We start from the raw sequence: 26,289 nt of genomic DNA, 5'->3' as shown, positions 1-26,289 counted from the left end.
TTGGCCACCGTAATTGGGGTCATAGCCACAAGCGCATTGTCCGGAACTTTGCATGAATAGAAGATGGCCGGAAGATGACTGACGCCGGTGTGATTGTCCTTGCAGCCGCGTTCGCGGTGGCCACCGGTCTGAACGACGGCGGCTCGCTGCTGTCGACCGGTCTCAAGGTCCCGAGTGTGCGGCCGTTGTACGCCGTGCTCATCCTGACGGCCTGTACGGCCCTGGTTCCGTGGCTCTCCTCAAAGGTCGCGGCGAGCCTTGCTCATCGGCTGGTGGCCTTCGAGGGGCCCAACGCGCGTACGGCCGTGGTGGTCGCGGTCATCTCGGCGATCGTTCTCGTGCTGGGACTGACCTCGCTCGGTCAGCCGACGAGTCTCACTCTTGCGCTGGTCGGCGGACTCACTGGCGCTGGAATGGGTTTCGGCCTCGAGGTGTCGTGGCCATTTGCCGTCAGGGTGCTGGTCGTGGGTGCCTGCGCGCCCGTCGTCGGGTGCGTGCTGGCCTTCCTCATCTCACGCTGGCTTCGCCTCCTGCCAGCGCGGCCGGCTCTCAACGGAGCCGTGTACCGCTCCCACCGGCTCGCCTTCGCCATGCAGTGCGTGGCCTACGCCTCCAACGACGGACAGAAGGTCCTCGCCGTCTTCGCCGTGCTCGGACTGGCCACCGTCGGCGCTGCCGGTCCGAGCCCGGTTCTGCTCATGGCCATCGGCCTGTTCTTCGGCGTTGGGGTCGTCCTCGGCCTGCCGCGCGTGGCACGAGGACTCAGCAACGGCGTACTCCTGGTCCGTCCGGTACACGCCGTGGCCGCCGAGTTCGCCTCTGCCATCGCCGTGCTCGGCTCGGCCGCCATCGGCGTGCCCGTCAGCATGACCCAGTCCATCGCCGGCGGGCTGATCGGCACCGGCCTGGGCCACGGGTCGCGTCGTATCCGCTGGAACGAGGTCGGCCGGATCGGCGCGGCCTGGATCGTCACCTTGCCGGCGAGCTGTCTGCTCTCCGCCGTCACATCAATGAGCATCAGGAGATTCGCCTCATGAACAGGATCAAGCGGTTGACGTCTGCCCTGTCAGGACGCGCCGACGACCAGCTCGTTCAGGCCGTGCTCCACCAGGTCTCGACCGCTCGGGAAGGCGCTGTCCTGGCCAAGTCGATGACGGCGCGCGAGATCGGTCGCGCGAAAGCGCACGAGCGGATGGGCGCCATCGAGCACGAGGGTGACGTACGCAGGGGAGAGCTGGTCGAGCGCCTGTCCTACAGCATCACGACGCCCATCGACCGCGAGGACATGTTCCGGCTCTCCCGGTCGGTCGACGACGTGCTGGACACCTTGCGCGACTTCGTTCGCGAGGCGCACATCTACGACATCACCCGGATGACACGGCTGCTGCCGCTGCTGGACTGGTTGATCGAGGGCTTGGACAACCTGGGCGACGCCGTACGCGACATCGTCGATGACCCAGGGCGTGTCGTACGCAGCGCGCTGGACGCCAAGAAGCAGGCCGGCGCGATCTGCCGCGCCTACCAGTACGAGATCGCCGAGCTGTTCGCCGACGACATCTCGGCAGAGACCTTCAAACGACGTGAGCTCGTACGGCGTTTGGACATCGCCGGCGTCAGGCTCAGCGTGGCCGCCGACGCGCTGGCGGACGGTGCCATGAAGCGCTGGCACTGATCAGTAGCTGATGCAGGCCGATCGCCAGTCGGTGTAGAAGTCCCACACCTGAGGAGAGCACTCCGGCGCACCGAGCTGGGAGGCCTTGGCGCCCATGTGGGGCAGGTGCGCGTACGCGCCGACGCCGGGTCGGTTGACGTGCAGCATGCCGGCCTCGAACTGATTCAACGCCTCGAACGCCCGGGAGGAGCTCTGCGTGAAGATCGTTCCGGACATGCCGTACTTGACCGAGTTCGAGATGCGCATCGCGTCCTCGAAGCCGTCACAGTCGATCACTGACAAGACCGGCCCGAAGACTTCCTCCTGCGCGATCTCAGAGTCCCAGGGCACGTCGCGCAGCACGGTCGGACGGACGTAGTAGCCCTCGGGCAGGCCATCGACGGCGCGTTCTCCACCGACGGCGACCTTGGCACCGGAGATCTGGGCTGACTCGATGCCATCGAGGCAGGCGGTCAGTCGGTCCTCGTTGACCACCGGGCAGATGTCCGCGGTCTCATCGCTGGCGGGGCCTACCTTGAGGCCGGCGACGCGGGCGACGAGACGCTCGAGGAGCTCCTCCTTGACCGAGCGATCCACGATCACCCGGCTGGTCGCGCTGCACCGCTGACCGGCCTGGCCGAACGCACCGAAGACGATCGCATCGGTGGCCTTGTCGAGGTCGGCATCGTCGAGCACGAGCACCGCATTCTTGCCGCCCAGCTCGAGCTGCATGCGAGCGAGTCGCGGGGCGGCGGCGCTGTTGATCGCCGACCCGATGGCGAGTGACCCCGTGAACGAGATGCCGGCAACATCGGGGTGGGCAACCAGCGCCTCGCCGGCCGCTCGGTCGCCCTGCACCAGGTTGAGCACGCCGGCAGGTACGCCGGCCTCGTTGAAGATGTCCTGGAGCAGCGCCGCCGTCAACGGGGTGAAGGGTGAGGGCTTGAAGACCGACGTACAACCGGCCAGCAGTGCCGGTGCAACCTTCCACATCGGGATCGCCAACGGGAAGTTCCATGGGGTGACGAGACCGACGACGCCCAAGGGCACCCGGAAGGTCATCGCCCAGGTGCGCGCCTCCTCGGCCGGGGTCGTCACACCGTTGAGCCGCCGCGCCTCGCCGGCTGTGAAGTCCAGGATGGCCAAGGCTCGCTTGACCTCGCCGCGAGACTCCTTGAGCAGCTTGCCCTGCTCCCGGCTGATGGCCGAGGCGACTTCCTCCGCACGGGCCTCCAGGATGCGCTCAGCTCTACGGAGGAACTCAGCGCGCTTGATCGGCCCGAGCTCCCGCCAGGAGGGGAGTGCCTCCTTGGCGGCGAGAACCGCCGCGTCGATGTCGGGTGCTCCTGACTCGGCGAACTCACCGATGGTGTCGGACACGTCACCCGGGTTGATGTTGGTCCGTGTCAGGCCGCTCTCCGATGACTGCCACGTTTCGCCGATGTAGTTGAGGGCGAGTCGTGAGTCGATCGCGGTCATGAGTTCTCCTGGTGCGGCGATTGTGGTCCTTCTCGCTCCAAATCCTGACGTCCCTGAAGTGGTCGAGCAACGGCCACCGACCGATACCCGTCATCGGCTCTCGCTATGAGTAACGTCGGCCACAACGTTTCGTGAACATTCGACTGATGGCGCGGCGTTCAGGTGATCCGGAGAAGTATGGGCAGGTGGTCGGACAGCGTGCCGGCGGTCTGGTCGACCTCGTAGCTCTCGACCCGCGCAAGGGCGGCCGCGGTGAGTCTGAAGGCGTCGATGCGCCGATCGTTGTCGCAGGTCGGCTGCCACTTCGCACCGAGGTGCTGAGCAGCGTCGGTGAGGCCAGCCGCTGTCAGCAACGCGGACGTCTCCCGGTCGGCCGGCGGGTCGTTCGCGGGCTCCGGGTCGTACGACGGGTGCTCGCCGATGCAGTTCCAGTCTCCTGCGATCACGGTCGGAACCCCCGAATCCCCAAGCCAGGCAATGCTTTTCGCGTCTTCGACCCGGGTCTCCCGGTCGAAGGGAGTGAGGTGCACCGAACCGATCCGAACGGGCGCACCCGATCCCAGCGACAACGTCGTGGCGCCCATCGCGTGCCAGAAGCCCTCGTCGTAGAAAACCCTCGGGCCGACCTCCGTGACGGGGTCCCGCCACAGCACGGCGGTGTGATAGCGGCTCGAGGTCGACAGGGCGAGCAGCCCGTCCATCTGGAGATCGGCGCACAGCTCGGCGAGTCGTGGAGTGTCGCCGTCATCACAGAACTCCTGGATGCACAGGACGTCGGGCGCGACTCTGCGGATGTGAGCGAGGACGCCGGCCTGACGTTCGGCCTCGATCGGGGTCTGGTTGAAGTCCCAGATGTTCCAGCTCATCAGGGTCACGGTCATGGGGACGCCTCAGTCGTCGCGGCCAAAGGGCCGACCGTCGAGCTGCCAGTCCGGCGCGGGGTCCACGCCGAACACGCTCAAGGCGTGCGCGTGGATATCGACCTGCTCGAGCGATCGGGGAGGTGTGCTCGGTACGCCGGGACCGGACGCCGCGATCCACGCGGTCCGTTCGGCGTCGGAGTCGCCACCGTGTCCGCCGCCGTCTCGATGGCCGTGGTCGGTGGTCACCACGTAGGTCCAGTCTTCCTCCGCGTAACTAGGCCTTGCCTGAATCCCTTTAAGCACCAATCCAATCCGGTGATCGCTGTCCTCGACAGCCGCGGTGTACGCCGGGCCGGGTCCCTGCTCGTGTCCGATGTGATCACACAGATCGAAGTGCAAGAACGAGACGTGCACCGATCCGTCACTCAACGCCTTTGCCGCGCTCACGGCTGTCCGGTCGTCGTCGGCCACTCCACCGTTGCCGGTGTCAGCCAGCACTCCGCCGCCCTGATAGACCGGGCCCGGAACATCGTCGACCAGCGGTGGCCACGCCACGCCGACATACGTCTTCAGCCCAGGTACTTCGTGTCGCAGCCGAGACAGGAAATCGGGGAAGTCGGCGAGCCGGTGGTCGACGAAGTCGTTCTCGATGACCCCATGCTTCGCGGGCCACACTCCCGTGGCGATCGTCGACCAGGAGGCCCCCGACGCTGACGGCGCCTGCCTGCTGACCTCCACCGGTGCAAAGAATCCGGCCGCGGAGATGGTGTCGATGTTCGGGGTGCGGGCCTCGCGCAAGGTGTCCAGTCGGACACCGTCGAGTCCGATGAGCAGGAGGCGGTTGCGGCCCAGCGTGGGGGTAGTCGGGTTAATCATCGGTGTCCTTCGAGACGTTGTCGGATTCGTGCAACCAGCACCGGGACCAGTGGCCGTCCGCGCTGGTGGTCTTCTCCGGGACCTTCTCCTTGCAGATCGCCATCGCGTGCGGACACCGTGGATGAAAGCGGCAGCCGGACGGAGGGCGGATCAGGTCGGGTGGTTCGCTCGTGCCGACGACCGGGAGAGTCGCAGGGCCGACGTCCATCCGGTCCGGGTCTGGCGACGCGGCCAGCAGCAGCTCGGTGTAGGGATGCTGGGGGTGCTGCGTGACGTCCTCGCTGGTCCCGCCCTCGATCATCTGGCCGGCGTACATCACCACGATCTTGTCGGCGAAGTAGCGCGCGCTGGCGATGTCGTGGGTGATGTAGAGCATCGCCAGACCCTCCTCGTCCCGCAGGCGAGCGAGCAGGTTGAGGATGTCCAGCCGGATGGAGACATCGAGCATCGAGATGGGTTCGTCGCCGAGTAGCACCTTGGGCTGGGCGGCCAGGGCGCGCGCGATCGACAGCCGCTGCCGCTGACCGCCGGACAGCTGGTACGGAAACTTGTCAGCGACCTCGTCGGCCGGGAGCAGACTGACCTTGGTGAGCAGCTGCTCGATCTCGGCGTCGACCTCGGGGCCAGGCTTCATGCCGCGCAGAGAGATCAGCGGTCGCGACAGGATGTAGCGGACCCGGTGGATCGGGTTCAGGGACTCGTACGGGTTCTGCAGGATCATCTGCACCTGCTGGTAGTACGCCCGGCGCGCCTTTCCACGCTTCGCCTCCACCACATCTCCACGGAGAGTGATCTCACCGGCGGTGGGGGTGTCCTGCAGCGCTAGCAGGCGCGCGATCGTGGTCTTGCCCGAACCACTCTCACCCACCACGGCCAGGGCCTGTCCCGGCACCAGCTCAACGTTGACGCCCTCGAGTGCGTACACCTTCTGGCCGGCGTTACGGACACCGTGCACCGGAAAGTGTCTCGTGAGGTTTCGGGCCACGAGGACGGGCGGCTTCTCTTCAGCGCTCAACGGAGACCACCTCTTCGGATGTGGGGCTGTGCAGCAAACAGGCGACATTGCGCTCGTCACCGAGCAGTGGCGGCCGGGTCTTCTCGCAGGCCTCGACCTTCTCGGGGCAGCGCGGGTGGAACGAGCATCCCGACGGCAGCCGACGCGGGTCGGGGGGTGAGCCGGTGATGCCGATGATCTCTCGTCGCGGTCCACTCAGCGGAGGGAAGGAGTCCCGCAGGCCCTTCGTGTACGGGTGCTTCGGGTCTCGGTAGATCTCGCTGGCCGCGCCCATCTCGACGATCCGCCCGGCGTACATGATGGCGATCCGATCAGCGATCTCGAGCAGCAACGACATGTCGTGCGTGACGAACACGACCGCGAATCCGAGCTCGCGCCGCAGCCGAGTGACTTGCTCGAGGATCTGCCGTTGCATCACCACGTCGACCGCCGTCGTCGGCTCGTCCATCAGCACGATCGACGGGTCGCACGCGAGGGCCAGCGCGATCGTCGCTCGCTGTCGCATACCGCCGGACAGCTCGTGGGGATAGCTGCGAAGGCGGCTGGCCGGGATTCCGACGACACCCAGAAGCTCGGCCGCACGTTCCTTGGCAGCCGAACGACTCAGTCCGCGATGCAGCCGGAGCACGTCCACGAACTGGGTCGACAGACGCGTCACGGGGTTGAGCGCGTCCATCGCACTCTGGAAGACCACCGCCAGCTCTTCCCAGCGGATGGCCGACAGCTCGCGCTGAGAGAGCGAGAGGAGGTCGACCGGTGGGCCTTCGCCTGCGCCGAACAGCACCGAACCTGCGGTGGTCCGGGCCGGCGGACGGTTCAGCTGGGCGATGGCGCTGAGAATGGTGGACTTCCCGCAGCCGCTCTCACCTGCCAGACCGAGGATCTCGCCGGGTCGCACTGTGAACGAGACGTCCGTGACGGCACGTACCGGGGTCTCACCGTCGTACACGACACTCAACCCGCGGACGTCCAGGACGGGACGTACGGTTGCTTCGGCTCCATCGCGCGTCATCGGGCGCCTCCGATCTCTGCGGTTCCGGGCGTCCGGGCCGACTCCTGAGCGGCGGCCTCCTTGGCCGCGCGGCGTGCCCAGCGCCGAGCCCTGACGACGGCTCGCTGGCGGGGGTTGGTGATCTCGTCGACGCCGAAGTTGATGATGCCGGCGGCCGTGCCGAGCAGCGCGATGCAGATGCCGGGCGGTGCGAACCACCACCACGAGCCGGTCAGGAGTGCGCCGTACTTCTGCGAGTTGGCCAGCATCGACCCCCAGGACACCGTGTTGATGTCCGTTGCACCGATGAAGGCGAGTCCGGCCTCGGCGAAGATGGCGCCGACGACGGAGAAGACAAAGGTCGTCGCGATGACCGGCGCCAGGTGCGGCATCAGCTCGTGGACCACGATCCGGCCCGGTCGGTCGCCGGACAGCTCGGCCGCCGTGACGAAGTCGCGGTTGCGCAGCGACAAGGTCTGCGCTCGCTTCACGCGGGCACCGCCCGCCCAACCGGTCAGACCGATGACGACGGCGATCATCACCCAGCCGCCGCGACCCTGCGTGTAGCTGGCGATCACGATCAGCAACGGCAGACCGGGCAGCACGATCATCACGTTGACGCCGGCGGTGACCGCCGCATCCACGACGCCGCCCAGATAGGCGCTGGCTACACCGATGACAACGGAGAGTACGGAGGCGATCGTTCCGCCGACCACGCCGATCAGCAACGAGGTTCGCGTTCCGACAACAAGCTGGGCGAACACGTCCTCACCCTGTGCGGTCGTGCCCAACCAGTAGTGGCCGCTGGGCGGCTGCGAGAGGGCGCCGAGATCGATCGCGGTGGGCGACCGGCCCATCAGACCCGTCACGACCGTCGGGCCGACAACGGCGACCAGGACGAAGAAGGCGAAGATCAGAAGACCTATCCGGACGCCCGTGTTCGTCGGGATGCGTACCCTCAGTCGCTTCGACATCAGGACCCCTCTCGTGTTCTCGGATCGATCAGGACATAGATCGAGTCAGCCACGAAGTTGGCCACCAGAACCGCCAGCGTGATCATCAGGAACAGCGCCTGCATCAACGGGTAGTCCAGGGTCTTGATCGCCTGCACGAACAGCGTGCCGATGCCCGGGTAGGCGAACACCGTCTCGGTCAGCAGGGAGCCGCCGACGATGAACCCGATCGACATCGCGAAGCTGCTCACGCTGGGCAGGATCGCGTTGCGCGCGGCATAGCCGAACATCACCCGGTGCCACGGCAGACCCTTCGCGCGGGCGAGCAGCACGTAGTCCTCGTGGACCGAGGTCAGCATCATGTTCCTCATCCCGATCAGCCAGCCGCTGAACGACGTGAGGACGATCGACAGTGCGGGAAGGACGGCGTACTTGGCTGCGCTGGCAATGAACTCGAAGGTGAACCCCATGGGCACGTTCGGGTCCCAGCCGCCTGATAGCGGGAACCAGCCGAGGTGGACCGACAGGCCCAGCGCGAGCATCAGGGCGAACCAGAAGTAGGGCACCGATGCCAGCACGATGGATGACGGCGTCACCAGCCGGTCGATCAGGCTGCCGGGCCGCCAGCCCAGCAGGATCCCGAGGCTGGTCCCGATCGCGAAGGACACCACGGTGCAGAACCCGAGGAGCCCGACCGTCCACCAGATGCCGTCGGAGATGACATCACGGACCGGCACCGGGAAGTAGGCGATCGAGGTGCCGAAGTCGAGGTGAATGACGTTGTTCCAGTACGAGATGTACGCCGACCACCACGGCTCGTCGGAGCCCCCGAAGAGCCGCAGGATCAGCTCGCGCTGAGCGTCGGTGACCGGTTGACGTCGCTCCATCTGGAGCAGGATCACGTCGGCCGGGTTGCCCGGCATCAAGCGCGGCAAGGCGAAGTTCAGGCTGACCGCTGCCCAGAACGCAAAGGCGTAGAAGCCGACTCGGCGAAGCAGCTGCCTGGCCCAGCCGAAGCTCCGGCGTCCTTTGGCCGCGACGACGGGGGGATCGACCGTTGCGGCCTCGACCGCTTCCAGGCTGGTCATCGCACTTGCTTCAACGACAGCACTGTGAGGGCTGTGTCGGTGCCGCCGTACGGCGTGGCGGACGAGTAGGGATTGGTCTGATCCGGCCATCCGGTCCAATGCTTCGTGCTGTACAGCGAACCCGACGGGTTGGTGTTGGTGGCGATCAGTGGTAGCCGCTCGACCATGATGGTGGCCAGCTTCTTGCTGATGGTCTTCTGCTGGCTCTCGGGCGCAGAGTCGCCCTGAGCGAGCAGGTCGTTGGTCGCCTTGTCGTTCCAGCGTTGCACGTTGGTTTTGCCGATGTTCTCGCTGGCGAGCAGCTTTCGATAACCGGGGATCGGGTTGATGCCATAGCCGACCTTGCTCGTGACCGCATCGAACTTGCCGGCCGTCTGGTTACTGGTGAACAGGTTCTCGGCGACGGCCTTGATCCTGGCGTCGATGCCGATCTTCTTGAGCTGCTCGACGACGACTCGCAGGTACTGGATCGAGTCCGCGTAGTCGGCGACCTCGAGGAACTCGATGGCCAGCTGCTTACCGTCCGGACCGACCAGCTTGCCGCCCTTCTGCCGGTAGCCGGCCTTGGCGAACGACTGCAGGGCGGCCTTGTCGTCCTGCTTGACCGGCGTGAGGTACTGCGCAGGCAGCCACGCGGCCCATGCCTTGCTGTCGTAGCCGGTCGGCGAGACGGGCTGCATCGAACCGGGGTTCTCGCCGTTGACCAGTGCCGCGAGCTTCTCCCGGTCGAGTGCGAGCGAGATCCCGCGCCGGACGTCGAGGTTGTCGAAGGGTTTGCGTGTGAGGTTGAGGGCGATGAAGCGGCCGGCGTACTGCGCGTTGAACACGTGGTGTGTGGGGTTCTTGGCCAGGTAGTTCGACTTGATGCTGGTGATGCCGCAGGAGGTCCACTGGATCTGGTCGGTCTGTAGCTTCTGGGTGGCCGTGTCACCGCAGATGGTGTAGATGACGGACTTCACCGGCACGTTCTGCTTCCAGTAGCCGTCCCGGGCGCCGAAGGTCACCTGCTGGGAGGTGAACTGCTTGACGGTGTACGGACCGCTGCCGACCGGGTCCTGGTTCAGGTCGGTCAACGGGTTGGTCTTGGCGGCCCACTGCTTCTTGGGAAGCACTGCCAAGCCCCCGACATCGGTGACCTTGCCGAACGCGGGCTGGGCGAAGGTGATCTTGACGGTGCCCTTGTCCGGTGCGGTGATCGAGGCGTACTCGAACGGTGCCAGCTCGTGCTTGGTCAGGTACTGCGCGGTGAAGACCACGTCCTGACTGGTCAGCGGCGTGCCGTCCGACCACTTGGCCCGCGGGTCCATGGTGAGGGTCATGGTCTTGCCGTCCGGGGTGAACGCGTACGTCGTCACCAGCCATGGGACGAACGCCCCGCCCTTGAGCTGGTTGACGCCGAACAGCTGCTCGTAGACCAGACCCTTGGTGCCCGCCAGCACGTTCGGCGAGTACGGGTTGAAGTTGCGCTGGATCGTCGGACCGTCGTACGCGCCGACCGTCAGGGCATTCGCACTACCGCCGCTGCCACCCGGGTTGTTGGCGGCACCGCTGCACGCCGAGGTGCCCAGAGCAAGCGCCAGCACAGCTGCCGCCGCCGGGAGCGTCCTCATCACTGCGCCGGCTTCAGCGACAGCACGGTCAGTGCTGTGTCGAGACCGTCGAAGGGCGTCGCGGACGAGTAGGGGTTCGATGCGTCCGGCCATCCGGTCCAGTGCTTGGTGCTGTACAACGTGCTGGCCGGGTTGGTGTTGGTCGCGATCAGTGGCAGCCGCTCGGCCATGATCGTGCCCAGCTTCTTGCTGATCGACTTCTGCTCGGCCTCGGGCGCGGACTTGGCTTGGGTGAGCAGGTTGTCGGTGGCCTTGTCGTTCCAGCGTTCCCAGTTGCGATTCTTGCCGACGTTCTCGCTGGCCAGCAGGGTCCGGAAGCCGCTGATCGGGTTGCCGCCATAGCCCACCTTGCTGACCACCGCGTCGAACTTCCCGGCCGCCTGGTCGCTGGTGTACAGGTTCTCGGCGACCGCCTTGACCTTGGCGTCGATGCCGACCTTCTTGAGCTGCTCCACCAGGACTCGCGCGTACTGGATCGAGTCCGCGTAGTCGGCGACCTCCAAGAGCTCGATGGACAGCTGCTTGCCGTTCGGACCGACCAGCTTGCCTCCGGACTGCCGGTAGCCCGCCTTGGCGAACGACTGCAGCGCCGCGTTGACGTCCTGCTTCACTGGCGTCAGGTGCTCGGGAGGCAGCCAGGCGGACCAGGCCTTCGCGTCGTAGCCGGTCGGCGACACCGGTTGCATCGCCCCGGGATTCTCGCCGTTGATCAGGTCGGCGAGCTGCCCACGGTTGAGGGCGAGGGAGATCCCGCGCCGGACGTCGATATTGTCGAACGGTTTGCGCGTGAGGTTGAGAGCAAGAAAGCGGCTGGCGTACTGCGCGTTGAACACGTGGTGTGTCGGGTTCTTGGTCAGGTAGTTCGACTTGATGCTCGTGATGCCGCAGGAGGTCCACTGCATCTGGTCGGTCTGCAGCTTCTGTACGGCGGTGTCGCCGCAGATGGTGAAGTTCAAGGTCTTCACCGGCACGGTCTGCTTCCAGTAGCCCTCGCGGGCGCCGAACGTGACCTGCTGGGAGGTGAACTGCTTGACGGTGTACGGCCCGCTGCCGACCGGGTTCTGGTTCAGGTCGGTCAACGGATCGGTCTTCGAGGCCCACTGCTTCTGGGGAAGCACGATCAGGCCTCCGACGTCCTTGACCAGGCCGAACGCGGGCTGGGTAAAGGCGATCGTGACCGTGCCCTTGTCGGGTGCGGTGATCGAGGAATACTCGAACGGTGCCAGGTCGTGCTTCTTCAGATAGTCCGCGGTGAACACCACGTCGCTGCTGGTGAGTGGGGTGCCGTCCGACCACTTGGCACGCGGGTCCATGGTGAGCGTCATGGTCTTACCGTCCGGCGAGAATGCGTACTTGGTCACCAGCCACGGGACGAACGCCCCGCCCTTGAGCGGGTTCGCACCGAAGAGATTCTCGTAGACCAGTCCTGCGGTACCGCTCAGGAAGTTGGGTGAGTACGGGTTGAAGTTGCGCTGGATCGTCGGACCGCCGTAGGCGCCGACGGTCAGGGCGTTGGCGGCATTGCTGCCGCTCGTGCTGTTGGTCGAGCCGCTGCATGCCGAGGTGCACAGGCCGAGTGCCAGCGCCACCGCTGCTGCGGGAATTGTCTTGTGTCGTTGCATGAGACGGGGCCTTCCAGACCGGGGGACACCGCTCAGGGTTCGGGGGGACGAGGATGTCCGGATTTCTTCGAGAGTAGGGACGAACCGCCGGTCCCACGAGAGCACTCCCGCTATGCCGCGCATCAGTGATTCCTATCGGTGCCCCTGAGGCGGGTCGGCCATAGACAGACACACATTCGGGCGTCGACACGGTCCGGTTACGGCTATCGGGGTCATAGCGCCGGAGCCGTTGTTCGGCCGCCGTTACGGCCCGTACGTTCGTGGGTGAGACCCCGAACGCAAGGAAACGCGATGCCACGACCATCTCCCGCTACGCACCATCGGACGGGATCGCGCTTGCGCGTCATGAGCTGGAACATCCTGGAGGGCGGACTCCCTCAAGGAGGCGCGGACCATCGGGCCGCCATCACCTCGTTGATCGCGGCAGCACGAGCAGATGTCGTGGTGACGGTCGAGACGTACGGACTCGGCGCTGCGATCCAGGCCGCTCTGGGCGGTGGCTACCACGGCGTTCCGATTACCCGGAAGCCACCAGGCGAGGGCGACAACCTGTGGATCTTCACGAGGCTGCCGATTCTTGAGGTCTACCCCGAACCATCCGGCCCGATCTTGACCAGCTTCAACGCTGGAGGCGTCCGACTGCAGGGCCCCGACGGGGACATCGACGTCTTCGCCGTGTGGCTGACCTACCTCGAGGATCTGATCCAGCCGATGGAGGCGATAGTGGGCAAAGCGACCACCGCGCCGCCGACGCGCGAGGACCTGGACACTCTCACCGCGCTGGACGCGAAGCGAGTCGAACAGGTCCGACTGCTGCTCGATGACTACGTCGGCGTGCACAGCGACCCGGACCGTCCTGCGATCGTGGCCGGCGACTTCAACACGATTTCCCATCTCGACTGGCCCGCGGAGCTCGCCGGGGCGCCGGGCCATCACGGCATCGCGCTCGAGTGTCCGGTCACTCGAGCAATCGAAGAGGCGGGATTCGTCGACGTCTACCGCGCCGTTAGACCCGACGTGCGCCTCGACCCGGGTGGCTCATGGGCCACCGAGCAAACGTTCGCGGCCCCGTACCGGATCGACTACATCTTTGCCCGAGGGGCCGTGAGTGCCGAGGCGGCATGGATGCTCGCCGAGCGCAGACCTGGGGATGCAGCACAGCAGTTCTGTTCTGACCATGCGCCGGTGATTGCCGAGCTGTGGACCGCTCACGAGCAGGACCGAGGAAGGTAGGCATGGCCTTGGCTCAGAACATGCCCGAAGGAACCGCCCTTCGGGCGCTGACATACAACATCCACCACGGTGAGGGCGACGACGGCGTGCTCGACCTGAACCGCATCGCTCAGGTGATCGACTCCAGTGGCGCCGACATCGTGGCTCTCCAGGAGGTCGACCGGTCGTACGGCCCACGCAGCGACTGGGCAGACCAGGGCGGCGAGCTGGCCATCCGCCTTGGCATGGAGCTGGCGTACGGGCCCGCCATCGACCTAGCGCCGCACAAAGGCAGCATGCAGCGACGGCAGTACGGGGTCGCAATTCTGTCGCGACTGCCGATCACCCGGTCCGACACGGTCATGCTGCCCACCGGCCCGCTCTCCGAGCCGCGTGCCGTCCTCCGTGTCGAGCTCGACACGGAGGGACAACCGTTGACGGTCCTCAACACGCATCTGCAGTGGCCCGAGGCAGACGAACGGGTGGCTCAGGCCGCGGTTCTCGTGGACATCATCCGGGAGTGCGCCGGTCCGATCGTCCTGCTGGGTGATCTCAACGCGTCCCCGGACTCCGAAGAGGTCACGAGCATCCTCGAGGAGCTGGTCGACACCTGGACCGGACCAGGCCTCGGCTACACCGAGCCAAGCTCGGCGCCGTACAACCGGATCGACTACATCCTGGTCCGGCCCGGAACATCAGTGCATCAGGCGGCCGTGCTCACGGAGTACGTCGTCGAGTCAGATCACTTTCCCTACGTCGCCGAGCTCAGTCTGGCTCCGGTCCGGACTGTCTCGGTGCATCAAGACGTGCCCGTTCGACAACACAAGGAGTGCACTCCGACATGACCGACCTCGTACCTCAACCCGTCACCATCAGCACCCAGCCGGGCAGCTGGACGCTCAGCGACGCGACCGGCATCGTCGCCGATGCTGCCGCTGAGCCGGCCGCGCAGCTGCTCCGCGAGCTGGTGGGACCGGCTACAGGACTGGCTCTCCCCACGGTGACAGGCGGCAGTGCCGGCGCGATCACCTTCCGGGCCGAGCCCACGCTCGCGGACGAGGAGTACCACCTCCAGGTGCGGCCCGACGGCGTACAGATCGCTGCCGCTGACATCCGGGGACACCGCCACGCGGTGCAGACGCTGCAACAGCTGCTGCCCGCCGAGGTGTTCTCCAGCGACCAGGTCGACGGCGTGAAGTGGGAAGTGCCCTGCGTCGAGATCCAGGACAAGCCACGGTTCGCCTGGCGCGGAGCCATGCTCGACGTCGGCCGGCACTTCTTCCCGACCGAGTTCCTCCACCGGTTCGTGGACCTGCTGGCGATGCATCGGCTCAACAAGCTGCACCTGCACCTGACCGACGACCAGGGCTGGCGGATCGAGATCGAGAAGTACCCGCGGCTCACCGAGGTGGGCGCCTGGCGTACCGAGTCGATGGCGGGGCATTACAAGGAGCAACGCTTCGACGGCCAGCCGCACGGCGGCTTCTACACGAAGGCCGAACTCCGGGGCCTCGTCGAGTACGCCGCCGCGCGTGGGATCGACATCGTGCCCGAGATCGACCTGCCGGGCCACATGCGCGCGGCCATCGCGGCGTACCCAGAGCTCGGCAACCACCCGGAGAAGACCCTTCCCGTCGCGACCACCTGGGGAGTGCATCCGGAGGTGCTCAATGTCGAGGACTCCACCATCGAATTCTGCAAGGACGTCTTGACCGAGCTGATGGAGGTCTTCCCGAGCCCTCTCATCCATATCGGCGGCGACGAGTGCCCGAAAGATGAGTGGAACAGCTCACCGGCCGCTCAGGCGAAGATGGCCGAGCTCGGCGTCGACGCCGATGGCCTGCAGAGCTGGTTCATCGGTCAGCTGTCCTCCTTCCTCACCGAGAAGGGCCGTCGGCTCATCGGCTGGGACGAGATCCTCGAGGGCGGTCTGGCCTCCGGCGCGACCGTCATGTCCTGGCGAAGCGAGGAGGGCGGCATCGAAGCCGCCTCGGCCGGGCACGACGTCGTGATGTGCCCGCACCTGTGGACGTACTTCGACTACTACCAGGCGGATCCGGAGAGCGAGCCAGTGGCCATCGGTCGCTTGACGCCCCTCCGCACGGTCTATGAGTACGAGCCGGTCCCGGCCGAGCTCGGTCCTGAGGCGGCCGCGCACGTACTCGGCACCCAGGGTCAGCTGTGGACGGAGTACATGCCGACCTCCGAGCACGTCGAGTACATGGCCTTCCCTCGGCTGTGCGCTCTCGCGGAGGTCGCCTGGGGCACGACGGGGGAGTACGACGACTTCCGCGCGCGCCTGGTCGCTCACCTGACTCGCCTCGACCAGCAGGACGTGCACTACCGCCGGCTCGACGCCAACACCTGACACGCGTCCCGGACGGGCCGCTACTTGTGACGACAAGTAGCGGCCGGTCCTGTCGGCGCCCGGTGGGCGCGTTCCCGGCAAGCGAACGCATCAGACTCATAGCCAATCGTGACAAGGAAACGGTCGAATGACCGTAGGCGCCGCTGCGGCTGAGCCGGTACCGTACTTGTCATGACAAGTAGTGAACCTGTCGACCTCGCAGTCATCGGTGCCGGCATCGTCGGTCTGGCCCACGCTGTGGAGGCCGTGAGTCGTGGCCTGTCGGTGGCCGTCCTCGAGCGCGATGAGCGCGCCACCGGTGCCTCGGTGCGCAACTTCGGCCACGGCTGCGCCAGCGCGCAGGCCGGACTCTCATTGGAGTACGGCATGGCTGCGCGGCGGCAGTGGCTGCGGCTGGCCAAGGAGGCCGGCTTCTGGATTCGAGAAGCGGGCACCGTGGTGGCTGCTCGCGCGGATGACGAGATGACCGTCTTGAACGAGCTGCACGACCGGCTCGGCGCTGCCGCCGTGCTGCTCGACCGCAGCGCGGTGCTTAAAAGGGTCGGTCTTGCTGATGACGTCATCGGTGGCGCGTTGCTGCCGCTGGACCTGCGCGTCGACCCACGTGAGGCGCCGGCCGCGATTGCCCGCTGGCTGACCGAGCAGGGTGTGACCTTCCACTGGGGCACGGCGCTCGCCAGCACTGAGCCAGGCCTCGTACGCACCTCGCGCGGCTCCATCCGCGCTCGCCGAACAGTCGTCGCTGTCGGTCATGACATCGACTACGTGTATCCCGACCTGGCTGAGCGGCATGGCGTACGACGGTGTCGGCTGCGCATGCTGCGCGTCACCGACCCGCACGCCCGCACGCTCGATCCCGCTCTGCTGACTGGTCATTCGATGCTGCGCTACGGCGCGTTCGAGGACTGCCCCACCTTGCCGGCCGTACGTGCTCGTCTGCAGCGTGAGGAACCCGAGGCCGTCGCCGCCGGGCTCAACCTGATGTTCACGCAACGCCCTGACGGGTCGCTGACCATCGGCGACACCCACCACTACGACCACACCTTCGACCCGTTCGATGACGAAGAGCTGGACGAGCTGGTTCTGGCGCAGACCGCCCGCCTGCTCGGCGTACCCAACCTGCAGGTGCTGCAACGGTGGCGCGGTGTCTACGCCTCGGCGCCCGAGCCGTTCCTCGTCGACACCCCGCATGAGGACGCCCGCGCCGTGTCGGTCACGTCCGGCATCGGCATGACCACCGCGTTCGGTCTGGCGGCCTCCGTTCTCGATGATCTCCTCTGAACCCAGCGTGCTCCTAGGTGCTGCGGACGGTGGGCTGGGACGGCGAACCGAGCGTCTCCTGACGCCATTGCTCATGCGTTGCTCGGAGGCGTTCGACCATCTCTGGGTGCTGGCTCGTCAGGTCGGTCGTCTCACCCGGGTCTTGCGCCACGTCGTACAGACGCAGGCCGAGGACCGGCTCGGCACGCTCGACGGCACGCAGCCCTGCCACCTCGGAGCTGTCGGGGTCGGTCCAGCACAGCTTCCAGGACCCTTCGCGCACCGCCCACTGGAACCCGTTGTCCCAGTGCAGGCGCTCGTGGGCTGAGGCGCGGTCACCGTCACGCAGCAAGGGCATCAGGTCACGGCCGTCGCTGCTGTCGTACGCCGTCGGCTCGGCTCCGGCTGCGGTGAGCAACGTCGGAAACAGGTCCATGGAGGAGACCACGCCATCGCGGGTCACCCCTGCAGGGACACCGCCGCCGGGCCAGCGCCAGAGGTACGGCACTCGGATGCCGCCTTCTTGCAGGGTGTACTTGGTGCCGGACAGGGGGCTGTTGTCGGCGTAGTTGCAGTTCGAGCCGCCGTTGTCCGTGAGATACACGACGATCGTGTCCTCAGCGACGCCCTCGTCATCGATGGTGTCCAGCAGGGCGCCGATCTGCCGGTCCATCAGCTCCAGCTGGGCCAGGTAGTAGGCCCTCCCGTGGTCGAGGTTCGGAGCGACCTGGCCGTCGTACCAGTCGAGATAGCTCTCGCGGTCGTCGCCCTTGAAGTCGGCGTGGGTGGGCAGGCTGCGCCGCTCCAGCTCCTCCGGTGGGAGCTGCCAGCAGAAGTTGTGCACGGCGTTGAAGGCAAGCATCAGGAAGAACGGTTCGTCCTGACCGCTCCTGCGGCTGACGAAGTCTCGGGCGCGGCTGCCGAGCTCATCCGTCAGGAATCCCTCACAGTCGACCTCGGTGTCGCCCTCGAGCATCGGCTGGACCGCACTCGCCGTCGAAGCGAGCTGGCCGTACTCGTCGACAGCCGCCTGGGAGTGGCGGAGGTAGTTGAGGCGACCGGTCTGCTTCCCGGCAAGACCGTAGAACGTCTCCTGGAACCCATGATGTGGGGGAGCGCCGGGGTCACCGATGTCCTCGGGTCCGTAGTGCACTTTCCCGAGGTATGCCGTGCGGTATCCGACCTTGGTCAGCTGTTCTGCGAGCGAGGGTGTGTGCTCCGGGAACCTGCTGTCGCCGAACCAGCGAGAACCCCAACGCGACTGGTGCTGACCGACGATCAGCCCCGCCCGCGATGGCGAGCAGATCGGTGCTGTCACATAGCCTTCGGCGCACGAAACCCCTTCTCGCGCAAGGCGATCCAAGGATGGCGTCCTGACGTCATGGTGGATTCCGAGAATGCTGCGGTCGGCGTACCCATGGTCGTCCGACAGGATCAGGACGATGTTGGGCTGCTTGGTCGTGCTGGTGGTGTCACCCACGAGTGCTCACTTTCCTGCGGTACCTCGAGAGCGATGCGGAACCCGGTGTCCTCAACGCTAAGTGCTCCCAAGGGGCGCTGCCACACGTGATGGTCTATGGCTGGCATAGCAGGACGCGATGCGCTGATGAGGCTACGGCTGGATGCGGTAGACCGGTGCGTAGCGATCGGATGCGGTCGGATCGTTGATCGTCGTTCCGCCCCCGGCTGACGTCAGACTGATCGCTTCCGATGAACCCAGCTTGGTCGCCCGGCCCTTGAGGTCGACGCCCGTCACCGTGACGGGTCCTTTCGGCCGACCCAGGACGACGACGTACACCGTCGACCCCTTGCGGGTGAACACCACCTGGTGACCCTCGGACGTCTTGGCGCCGGACGTCGTCCACGGTCTGCTGCCGTCCAGCGCTTCCCGGTTGACGCGCAACCAGGCTCCGATGCCGTGCAGCCGGCTCAGCTGCTCGGGGACGATGGTGCCCGCGCCGCCGCTGGGTCCCACGTTGAGCAGCAGGGCGCCGTTGTTGGCGGATGCGGTCGCGAGCTCGCCGAGGAGAGTCTCGACGCTGGCGTAGTCCTTGCCGGACTCCGTGCGGTTGTAGCCGAACGAGCCGCCGATGCCGCGGTCCTGCTGCCAGAACTTCTGCTGGACGGTGGTGTGCTGGGCGTACTCGGGCGTGGTGAAGTCGGAGTGCGCGACCTTCTGGCCGCCATTCATCGCCTGCTCAGCCGCCTTGGGATCCTTCATGACTCGCTTCATCGCCGCATCGAACCCGCGTCGGAGCGCCGTCACTGACATCGCCTGAGTGCCGAATCCCGTTGTCTGCCAACGGTCGTCGACCACACCTTCTGGAACGGTGTTGTAGTAGTCGGCGAGCAGGGTGAAGAGTCGCTTCTCCCCGGTCGGCCAGGAGATGTCGTTCCACAGGATGTCCGGCTTGTAGCGGCGGATGAGCTCGCGAACCTGCGACTCGGCGTACGACCGGTAGTCCTCTCCGGAGCCGGGATAGGCGTAGTCGCCCAGCGTCTTGACGACCCGACGCTGGAACGTCCAGTCGACGCCGCCCGAGTAGTAGACACCGAACTTCATGCCCTGGCGGCGTACGGCGGCAGCCAGCTCTCCCATGAGGTCTCGCTTGGAGTGGAAGTCCGGCGCATGCGGGTTGCGCACCTGGGTCGGCCAGAGCGAGTAGCCGTCCGCGTACTTGGCGGTGACCACGACGTACGACGCACCAGTCTGCTTGAAGGTCGAGGCCCAAGCGTCCGGGTCCCAGTCCGCCAGGCCGGCGTCGAACGCCTTCGTGAAGTCGGAGTAGGGCGCGTGGCCGTAGTGCGCGCGGTGGTACGCCGCGGTCGGCGACGAGGGGTCACGCATCGCGTTCGCATAGTCCTCGGCGTACGGGTTGCGGACCATCGCATGGTCGTAGTCGGTGCTCAGCAGCTCGTTGAACGTCTTGCCCTTCGGGGCGAACCCCGGCACCGAGTACAGGCCCCAATGGATCATGATCCCGAACTTCGCGTTCTGGAACCACGGCGGCAGCGGATGCGAGTTGAGCGACGCTTTCGTGGCCTGGTACCTCCCTGTCGCCGTCGGCTTCGCCTTGTCGTCGTCGCGGCTCTGCCAGATCTTGGCGCCCGCGAAGTACGACAGCAGCAGGGCGACCACGGTCCCGGCGGAGATCAGCGCGCCACGGCGTAGCCAGACCCACGCACCTCGCCGCTGCCTTGGCAGGCGGGCCGCACCCCCGCCAGCCTGATCGGGATCGGGCTGCTCCGCAGGCGGTCGGTCAGCGTCAAGGGTCATGCCTTCAACGGTAGGGACGCGCCGTGCTCAAAGGTGGCCGAGCACCTTCGTGATCGCGAGCTCGACGGCGTCCCGCGACTCGTCGGTGTAGTCAATGTGCTCGAAGCTGTGGTTGCCGTGCGGGACGTCGATGACCTCCAGCTCGACCGGGCTGTCGGCCAGTCGCTCGAGATAGGTCGCCTGCGCCGGGGCGAGGAAGTCGCGCTCGAGACCGGCTCTGGTGAAGACCATGGGGATCGGGTCTGAGGTCGGCACTGCGTCGAGCGGGCGGAAGCCCTCGGGCAGCTCGATGTCGAGGAAGGAGTCGACTGCTGGATAGCTCGCGGCGAGGACGCGCAGCCACTTCGGACGGTCGCGCAGGAGCGGCGCGAGCATCGGGCCGCCGCCCGAGAACACCCAGACTGCAACACGACTCGCGTCAACGCGGTCGTCGTCGCGGGCGGCCTCGATGGCGTCGAGGACGTCGTCGTACGCCTGTGGGTAGGCCTCCCCGCCGTACAGCCGGTGGTCCACGGTCGCGGCGACGAACCCGCGTGAAGCGACCTGGGCGCCGTAGCCTCGGAAGACGTGCCAGTCGCGTGGAGTAGCCGGCCAGGTCGGGTTGACCGGTCCACCGTGGACGAACATGACGAGCGGGCGGGGCCCGTCGGCCCGCGGGTCATAGAAGTCCCATGTGCCGTGCCGCTCGCGCGGAACGTCGGGTGTGTCCAGGACGAAAGGTGCCACCCACGGCGGCTGCGGATCAGTCACTCGCCCAACGTAGTTCGGCCAGCGGTCATGAGGGCGCGCAGGGTCTGCGCCTCCCCAGGGATCAGCGCAGCGTCATCATCGGGCACGAACTCGAGCATGAGGTCGCACGGCTCTATCTCTCCCATCAGTAGAGCGGTGACGGACGCCCAGAGGTCTGAACGTTGCGCCAGCGGCAGACGCGTCGCTGCCGGCCACCACGAGAAGACGTGCACCCCGGCGAGCACCGGCAACAGCCGTCGCAGTCCGTCGACGGCGGGTTCGACCGGCTCGTCGAGCCGAGGCTGCCAGTACGTCCGCAAGGTCGGGTCGTCCACGCGCTCGAGCAGCTTGAGCGTCGAGTCGACGGAGTCGGTCAACGTGTTGGGGTGGAACTCCAGTGCGAGCGTGATGCTGTGCTCGCGCGCGACCGCGCACGCCTCACGGAGGCTCCGAACAGCCGAGTCCCAAACGTCGTCGTCCGCCTGAGCGGTGCCAATCTGCCCTGCCCACAACCGAATTCGCGGCGCGCCCAGAGCATTGGCCGCCTCGACGAGTGTGGTCATCTCGCTGGGAGAAGAGATGCCCGCTCGCCAGTACGAGCCGTACGACGCGACGGCCAGCCCGGCCTCCGTCGTACGAGCCCTGAGCTCGGCGAGGTGTCCCTGATCCCCTGGTGGTGCGTGGACGTCGGCACCCCACTCGATGCGGGGCAGCCCTGCCCCTCTCGCGACCTCGATGACCTGCGCAGTGGTGTGGGCGCGCATCGTCACGGAGCACATCCCAAGGTGACGCGACCAGTCGGCCGCTGCAGCGCTCACGCCGAGACCTGCTCATCGGTCTGCGGAGCGCTCGTCTCGGTGACGGTTCCGCAGCTGGCGCGGACCCGCAGCTCGGGTCGCAGCAACAGGTGATGGAGCGGGCGCGTCGGGTCGTTGAGCCGCTGAGTCAGCAGTGTGACTGCCGTCGCGCCGACCGCCTCTCGCGGTGGCGCCACGGCCGTGAGCGGCGGGTCGGACAGCGCCGCCAGCTCGTCGTCGTACGCCATCACGGCCAGGTCTCCCGGGACGCTGATGCCGGCCTGGCGCAGCCGGCTGACGAGGGGCAGGGCTGCGACGTCATGGTGCACGATCAGCGCGTCGAGCGACCCCTGTCGTACGGCCTCCGCGATCGCATCCGCCTTCGCCTCGAGCTCCTGCGGGCTCTCGGTGAGCAGGTCCTGCGGGACCTCGGGCGGCGGGACCGACAGGCTCAGGGCCTCGAGCGCGGCTTCGTAGCCGGTGCGCAACCGAGGAGCGGTGATGGTCGCAAAGTGCAGCAGGCCGATCTTCTGGTGACCGAGGCCGGCGAGGTGCTGCACCGCGTCGAACGCGCCGCGCTCGTGATCGGTGGCGACGTGCTCGACGGAGCCCGACTCCCAGCCGGCGCGCCGCTCGGCCAGGACGACCGGCACCGGGAGCCCGCGAAGCCAGGCTTGCGTGTCGGGGGAGTGCTGAGGGTCGTACCGGCTCGCGATCACCAGCCCGTCGACACCCGAGTCGAGCAGGCGGGCGACCAGGGCGCGCTCCTCGGCGACATCGTTCTGGGACACCCCCAGGATGAGCCGGGCGCCGCGTGCATCGGCAGCCTCCCGGGCGCCGCTGACGACCTTCGGGTAGTAGTACGACGCGTGCGGCACGACGACGCCAAAGGTGTACGCGCGCCCTGGCTCCCCGGCCGCAGCCGGCCCGCTGCCGGTCGCCCCCGCGGGAGCCGCGAGGTGTGACAGACCCGTCCCGGGGGAGGCGATCCGGGTGGCGCCGCCGTGCACGCGATTGAGGAGACCGCGTCGTGCCAGCTCGCGCACGTCGACCCGGACCGTGACTGCGGCGACCCCCAAGGTCTGCGCAAGCTCGCGCACGGTCACCGTGCCTTGGGCCTGCACCCGATCGAGGATCGCCCGGTGTCGTTCATCGGCGGACAGGGGCGACTTGTCGCCATTTTCCGTGCTCATGAGCAAAACGATATCACTTCACCCCAGCAATTTCGCGCGTATTTCTCCGATTCGCTTGACGTTCTATCGAATGACATCGAATGATGTCGCCTACCTGGAACGAAGGAGAAGGACATGATCAACTTGCGCAGAGGTGCCGCAGCAGCGGCCGCGATCTCGGTCAGCGTGGCGATCACGGCATGTGGTTCGAGCACCGATGACAGCGGCCCGGCCGGCGCTCCGACCAAGGCACAGGGTCACGTCACGTTCTGGTCCTTCGTCAAGGGCTCGGACGCCGTGACCAAGGCCTTCAACGAATCCCACCCCGACATCACCGTGTCGTTCGAGACGCAGGCGGCTCCGCCCGACTACTACACCAAGCTCTCCAACGCCGTGAAGTCCGGCGCCGTCCCCGACGTCGCGGTGGCCGAGTACACCCGGCTGCCCGAGTTGGTCAGCCTCGGCGCGGCACAGGACCTCACGCCGAACGCGGGCGAGCTGGTGAAGAAGACGTTCCCCGCGTCGATCCAGCAGCTAGTGACCCTCGGCGGCAAGACGTGGGGCATCCCGCGCGATGCCGCGCCGATGCTCTACTACTACCGCAAGGACTTCTTCGACCAGCACCACCTGACGCCGGCCAAGACGTGGGCTGAGTACCGGGCCCTCACGGCCAAGGTGAAGGCGCTGGACCCGAGCACCCGCGCTGGTGCGTTCCTCACCGGTGACTCCAACATGCTGACCGATCTGTCGTGGCAGGCGGGCGCGCGGTGGTTCGGGACCAAGGGCGACGCCTGGACCGTGGGCATCAACAGCGCACCCTCCACCAAGGTGGCCAACTACTGGCAGGGCCTCGTGACCGACGGCCTGGTCAAGACCTACCCGACGTACGCCGACGAGTTCTGGCAGGGCGTACAGAAGAACCAGACCGTGGGCTATTTCTGCGCGAGCTGGTGTGCCGGCGGTCTCAAGGCGACGGTTCCGAGCCAGAGCGGCAAGTGGGCCGTGGCCGAGCTCCCCAGCTGGGACGGCAAGCCCGCATCCGCCATGTGGGGCGGGTCATCGTTCATCGTGCCCAAGGGTGCCAAGAACGCAGCCGCAGCAACGGAGTTCATCAAGTGGATCACCACTGACCCCAAGGGAATTGCCGCCTGGTACGCATCTGGGGCCAGCAGCATGTACCCCGCCTCGCCGAGCCTCCTGCCCGTGGCCAAGAAGTCGTTCAACACGGGCTTCTTCGGAGGTCAGGACATCTTCGCGGTCGGCACCCGGTCGTACGACGCAGTGAGCGCCGACTGGACCTGGGGCCCGACGATGTCGACGACGGACAAGGCGATCATCGACCGCCTGGGTCAGGTCAGCTCGGGTTCCGGAAGCCTCGCCAAGGTGCTGACCGACGTGCAGGGCCTCACGACCAGCGCGATGACGAGTCGCGGCCTGACGGTCTCGAAGTAGCGTGCGATGACCGTCTCTCTCGCCCAGCGGCAGCGACGCGCTGCTGGCATCTTCCTGGCTCCGTTCCTGATCCTGTTCGGCCTCGTCACCATCGCGCCGCTGGGCTACTCGATCTGGCTCAGCCTGTTCAGTGAGAAGACGTCGGGCCTCGGGTTCGGTGGAGTCGAGCGGGTATTCGTCGGTCTGGGCAACTACGCATCGGCGCTGTCCGACCCGACCTTCCGCGGCGGCTTCGCCACGATCGGCGCGTACGTCCTGGTCTATGTGCCGCTGCTCATCGGGGCGGCGCTGGTCCTCGCCCTGATCCTGGACTCCGGTCTGGCGTGGGGGAGGCGCCTCACTCAGCTCGCGCTCTTCCTTCCGCACGCCGTGCCCGGTCTGATCGCCGCGCTGATCTGGCTCTACCTCTACACGCCCGGCCTCAGTCCGGTCATCGGCTGGCTCGGTGGCAGTGGCAGCGGCGGTCCGGCGAGCGCGCACCCGCTCTCTTCGGTCGTGAACATCGCGATCTGGCAGTGGCTCGGCTACAACATCGTCATCTTCTGCGCGGCTCTGCAGGCGGTGCCGCGCGAGGTACTGGACGCGGCTCTGGTCGACGGGGCCAAGCCGTGGCAGGTCGCCCTGCGGATCAAGCTGCCGCTCATCCGGCCGGCTGTCGTCATGGCGGCGCTGTTCACCTCGATCGGCGGCATCCAGCTGTTCACCGAGCCCAAGATCCTGGACACGACATCGTCCGCGATCACCAGCACATGGACCCCGAACATGTTCTTGCAGAGTGCGGCGTTCGACCGCAACGACTACGGACTCGCCGCGTCCGCGTCCATCCTGGTCGCGCTGGCGGCCGGCGGCCTGTCCTTCGTCGTCATGCGAATCGGCAACAGGGGCCAGTCATGACTCAGAGCGCACCCACCTCGGCAGCGGCTCTGGCCGAGCGCTTCGAGCCGGGCGATGGCGACCGGTCAGGCCCGGTCCGACGTACGCCCGACCGACCGACGCCCCGTCGCTCTCGTCCTGCCTGGATGTCGGGCGTCGTGGCCAACGGAGTCCTGCTGGCCGCCGTCGCCTACACGCTCCTGCCGGCCCTGTGGCTCGTAATGGCCTCGACCAAGAATCTCTCGGATCTGTTTGGTACCAACGGATTCGCGCCGGGCAAGAGCTTCAGTCTCGGCTCCAACCTGAGCCATCTGTTCCAGGCCGAGAACGGCATCTACCTGCGCTGGATGTTCAACACGATCGTGTACGCCGGTGGTGGCGCGCTCATCGCGGCTGTGGTCAGCGTGATGGCCGGCTACGCGTTCGACAAGTACGACTTCCGCGGCAAGGAGAAGGTCTTCGGCCTGGTCCTCGTGGGCGTCATGATCCCGAGCACCGCGCTGGCGCTGCCCACCTTCCTGCTGGCGTCCAAGGTGGGGCTGACGAACTCGTTCATCGGCGTCTTCCTGCCGGGCCTGGTCTTCCCGTTCGGGGTGTACCTCGCACGGATCTTCAGCGCTTCGTCCGTGCCTGATGCCGTCCTCGACGCGAGCCGGGTCGACGGCGCCGGTGAGCTGCGGACGTTCTGGTCGGTGTCCTTCCCGATGCTGCGCCCCGGCTTCGTCACCATCGTGCTCTTCCAGTTCACCGCGATCTGGAACAGCTTCTTCCTCCCGCTGGTGATGCTGTCCGACCCGAAGCTCTACCCGGTCAACCTCGGGCTCTACGTCTGGAACACGACCGCACTCAACCAAGGTCACCCCGAGGACTACCTCCTGGCGATCACCGGATCACTCGTCTCGATCGTCCCGCTCATCATCCTGTTCATCTCGTTGCAGAGGTTCTGGCGTTCCGGCATGACTGCCGGTGCCTTGGACTGAGCCTCCCGAAGACGCTGACCG

Annotated in this window: 23 protein-coding genes; 9 read left to right on the top strand and 14 right to left on the bottom strand. The window is 66.8% G+C overall.

Annotation, left to right across the window (positions count from 1 at the left end; all coding sequences use genetic code 11):
• Window positions 1-74: 74 nt before the first annotated feature.
• Both VV02_RS16645 and VV02_RS16640 read left to right on the top strand, forming a co-directional pair.
• Window positions 75-1,037: an inorganic phosphate transporter gene (locus VV02_RS16645; RefSeq protein ID WP_052593261.1), complete on the top strand. Its 963-nt coding sequence runs from the start codon at window positions 75-77 to the stop codon at window positions 1,035-1,037.
• The gene (locus VV02_RS16640; RefSeq protein WP_052593259.1) at window positions 1,034-1,672 is read left to right on the top strand and encodes a DUF47 domain-containing protein; all 639 of its coding nucleotides are present in this window, start codon (window positions 1,034-1,036) and stop codon (window positions 1,670-1,672) included. Before VV02_RS16645 ends, VV02_RS16640 begins: the two co-directional genes overlap by 4 nt.
• On the opposite strand, the gene VV02_RS16635 is transcribed toward VV02_RS16640, so the two are convergent.
• The 9 genes from VV02_RS16635 to VV02_RS16595 form a co-directional block, all read right to left on the bottom strand.
• The gene (locus VV02_RS16635) at window positions 1,673-3,130 is read right to left on the bottom strand and encodes an aldehyde dehydrogenase family protein (RefSeq protein WP_052593257.1); all 1,458 of its coding nucleotides are present in this window, start codon (window positions 3,128-3,130) and stop codon (window positions 1,673-1,675) included. It lies immediately after the preceding gene.
• A 158-nt stretch (window positions 3,131-3,288) separates the two neighbouring features.
• Window positions 3,289-4,011 carry an endonuclease/exonuclease/phosphatase family protein gene (locus tag VV02_RS16630; protein ID WP_052593255.1) on the bottom strand — a complete coding sequence of 241 codons (723 nt, stop codon included), beginning with the start codon at window positions 4,009-4,011 and terminating at the stop codon, window positions 3,289-3,291.
• Window positions 4,012-4,020: 9 nt separating this feature from the next.
• Window positions 4,021-4,869: an alkaline phosphatase family protein gene (locus VV02_RS16625; RefSeq protein WP_052593253.1), complete on the bottom strand. Its 849-nt coding sequence runs from the start codon at window positions 4,867-4,869 to the stop codon at window positions 4,021-4,023.
• On the bottom strand, window positions 4,862-5,884 hold the full coding sequence (locus tag VV02_RS16620; protein WP_052593251.1) for an ABC transporter ATP-binding protein: 1,023 nt from the start codon (window positions 5,882-5,884) through the stop codon (window positions 4,862-4,864). The genes VV02_RS16625 and VV02_RS16620 overlap by 8 nt, the downstream gene beginning before the upstream one ends.
• Window positions 5,874-6,896 carry an ABC transporter ATP-binding protein gene (locus VV02_RS16615; protein WP_052593249.1) on the bottom strand — a complete coding sequence of 341 codons (1,023 nt, stop codon included), beginning with the start codon at window positions 6,894-6,896 and terminating at the stop codon, window positions 5,874-5,876. Before VV02_RS16615 ends, VV02_RS16620 begins: the two co-directional genes overlap by 11 nt.
• On the bottom strand, window positions 6,893-7,849 hold the full coding sequence (locus VV02_RS16610) for an ABC transporter permease (RefSeq protein WP_083450231.1): 957 nt from the start codon (window positions 7,847-7,849) through the stop codon (window positions 6,893-6,895). The genes VV02_RS16615 and VV02_RS16610 overlap by 4 nt, the downstream gene beginning before the upstream one ends.
• A complete protein-coding gene (locus VV02_RS16605) occupies window positions 7,849-8,916 on the bottom strand; it encodes an ABC transporter permease (RefSeq protein ID WP_083450230.1) in 1,068 nt (355 codons plus the stop codon). Before VV02_RS16605 ends, VV02_RS16610 begins: the two co-directional genes overlap by 1 nt.
• Window positions 8,913-10,526 (bottom strand): ABC transporter substrate-binding protein, encoded by a 1,614-nt coding sequence (locus tag VV02_RS16600; RefSeq protein WP_169787709.1) that lies wholly within the window; start codon window positions 10,524-10,526, stop codon window positions 8,913-8,915. Before VV02_RS16600 ends, VV02_RS16605 begins: the two co-directional genes overlap by 4 nt.
• A complete protein-coding gene (locus VV02_RS16595) occupies window positions 10,526-12,148 on the bottom strand; it encodes an ABC transporter substrate-binding protein (RefSeq protein ID WP_169787708.1) in 1,623 nt (540 codons plus the stop codon). Before VV02_RS16595 ends, VV02_RS16600 begins: the two co-directional genes overlap by 1 nt.
• A 345-nt stretch (window positions 12,149-12,493) precedes the next feature.
• Here VV02_RS16595 and VV02_RS16590 point away from each other — a divergent pair, with 345 nt between their 5' ends.
• The 4 genes from VV02_RS16590 (at window position 12,494) to VV02_RS16575 (ending at window position 17,009) form a co-directional block, all read left to right on the top strand.
• Window positions 12,494-13,381 carry an endonuclease/exonuclease/phosphatase family protein gene (locus VV02_RS16590; RefSeq protein ID WP_052593243.1) on the top strand — a complete coding sequence of 296 codons (888 nt, stop codon included), beginning with the start codon at window positions 12,494-12,496 and terminating at the stop codon, window positions 13,379-13,381.
• 20 nt (window positions 13,382-13,401) lie between these two features.
• Window positions 13,402-14,205, top strand: coding sequence for an endonuclease/exonuclease/phosphatase family protein (locus VV02_RS16585; RefSeq protein WP_169787707.1), 804 nt, complete (start codon window positions 13,402-13,404; stop codon window positions 14,203-14,205).
• On the top strand, window positions 14,202-15,728 hold the full coding sequence (locus VV02_RS16580; RefSeq protein ID WP_052593240.1) for a beta-N-acetylhexosaminidase: 1,527 nt from the start codon (window positions 14,202-14,204) through the stop codon (window positions 15,726-15,728). The genes VV02_RS16585 and VV02_RS16580 overlap by 4 nt, the downstream gene beginning before the upstream one ends.
• A 171-nt stretch (window positions 15,729-15,899) precedes the next feature.
• Window positions 15,900-17,009, top strand: a complete 1,110-nt coding sequence (locus VV02_RS16575; protein ID WP_052593238.1) for a TIGR03364 family FAD-dependent oxidoreductase — start codon at window positions 15,900-15,902, stop codon at window positions 17,007-17,009.
• 13 nt (window positions 17,010-17,022) lie between these two features.
• Here the strand turns inward: VV02_RS16575 and VV02_RS16570 are convergent, their stop codons facing one another.
• The 5 genes from VV02_RS16570 to VV02_RS16550 all read right to left on the bottom strand — a co-directional run bounded on the left by VV02_RS16570 (window position 17,023) and on the right by VV02_RS16550 (window position 22,984).
• Window positions 17,023-18,468, bottom strand: coding sequence for a sulfatase family protein (locus tag VV02_RS16570; RefSeq protein ID WP_052593236.1), 1,446 nt, complete (start codon window positions 18,466-18,468; stop codon window positions 17,023-17,025).
• Window positions 18,469-18,600: 132 nt separating this feature from the next.
• Complete coding sequence (locus VV02_RS16565) at window positions 18,601-20,265, bottom strand: alpha-L-fucosidase (RefSeq protein ID WP_052593234.1); 1,665 nt, start codon at window positions 20,263-20,265, stop codon at window positions 18,601-18,603.
• 27 nt (window positions 20,266-20,292) lie between these two features.
• Window positions 20,293-21,015: an alpha/beta hydrolase family protein gene (locus tag VV02_RS16560; RefSeq protein WP_052593232.1), complete on the bottom strand. Its 723-nt coding sequence runs from the start codon at window positions 21,013-21,015 to the stop codon at window positions 20,293-20,295.
• On the bottom strand, window positions 21,012-21,812 hold the full coding sequence (locus tag VV02_RS16555; protein ID WP_245633111.1) for a sugar phosphate isomerase/epimerase family protein: 801 nt from the start codon (window positions 21,810-21,812) through the stop codon (window positions 21,012-21,014). The genes VV02_RS16560 and VV02_RS16555 overlap by 4 nt, the downstream gene beginning before the upstream one ends.
• Complete coding sequence (locus tag VV02_RS16550; RefSeq protein ID WP_052593230.1) at window positions 21,809-22,984, bottom strand: substrate-binding domain-containing protein; 1,176 nt, start codon at window positions 22,982-22,984, stop codon at window positions 21,809-21,811. The genes VV02_RS16555 and VV02_RS16550 overlap by 4 nt, the downstream gene beginning before the upstream one ends.
• 114 nt (window positions 22,985-23,098) lie before the next feature.
• Here VV02_RS16550 and VV02_RS16545 point away from each other — a divergent pair, with 114 nt between their 5' ends.
• Genes VV02_RS16545 through VV02_RS16535 form a run of 3 tightly spaced genes read left to right on the top strand, consistent with a single transcriptional unit; the run spans window position 23,099 to window position 26,268 of the window.
• Window positions 23,099-24,415 (top strand): ABC transporter substrate-binding protein, encoded by a 1,317-nt coding sequence (locus VV02_RS16545; protein ID WP_052593227.1) that lies wholly within the window; start codon window positions 23,099-23,101, stop codon window positions 24,413-24,415.
• A 6-nt stretch (window positions 24,416-24,421) separates the two neighbouring features.
• Entirely contained in the window at window positions 24,422-25,309 is an 888-nt protein-coding gene (locus tag VV02_RS16540) for a carbohydrate ABC transporter permease (RefSeq protein WP_052593225.1), read from the top strand.
• On the top strand, window positions 25,306-26,268 hold the full coding sequence (locus VV02_RS16535) for a carbohydrate ABC transporter permease (RefSeq protein ID WP_083450226.1): 963 nt from the start codon (window positions 25,306-25,308) through the stop codon (window positions 26,266-26,268). The genes VV02_RS16540 and VV02_RS16535 overlap by 4 nt, the downstream gene beginning before the upstream one ends.
• Window positions 26,269-26,289 lie beyond the last annotated feature (21 nt).

Origin of the sequence: Luteipulveratus mongoliensis (assembly GCF_001190945.1) — a bacterium.
Taxonomy (GTDB): Bacteria; Actinomycetota; Actinomycetes; order Actinomycetales; family Dermatophilaceae; genus Luteipulveratus; species Luteipulveratus mongoliensis.
Note: the sequence above shows the minus strand (reverse complement) of the source record. Positions and strands in the feature narration are given on the sequence as shown.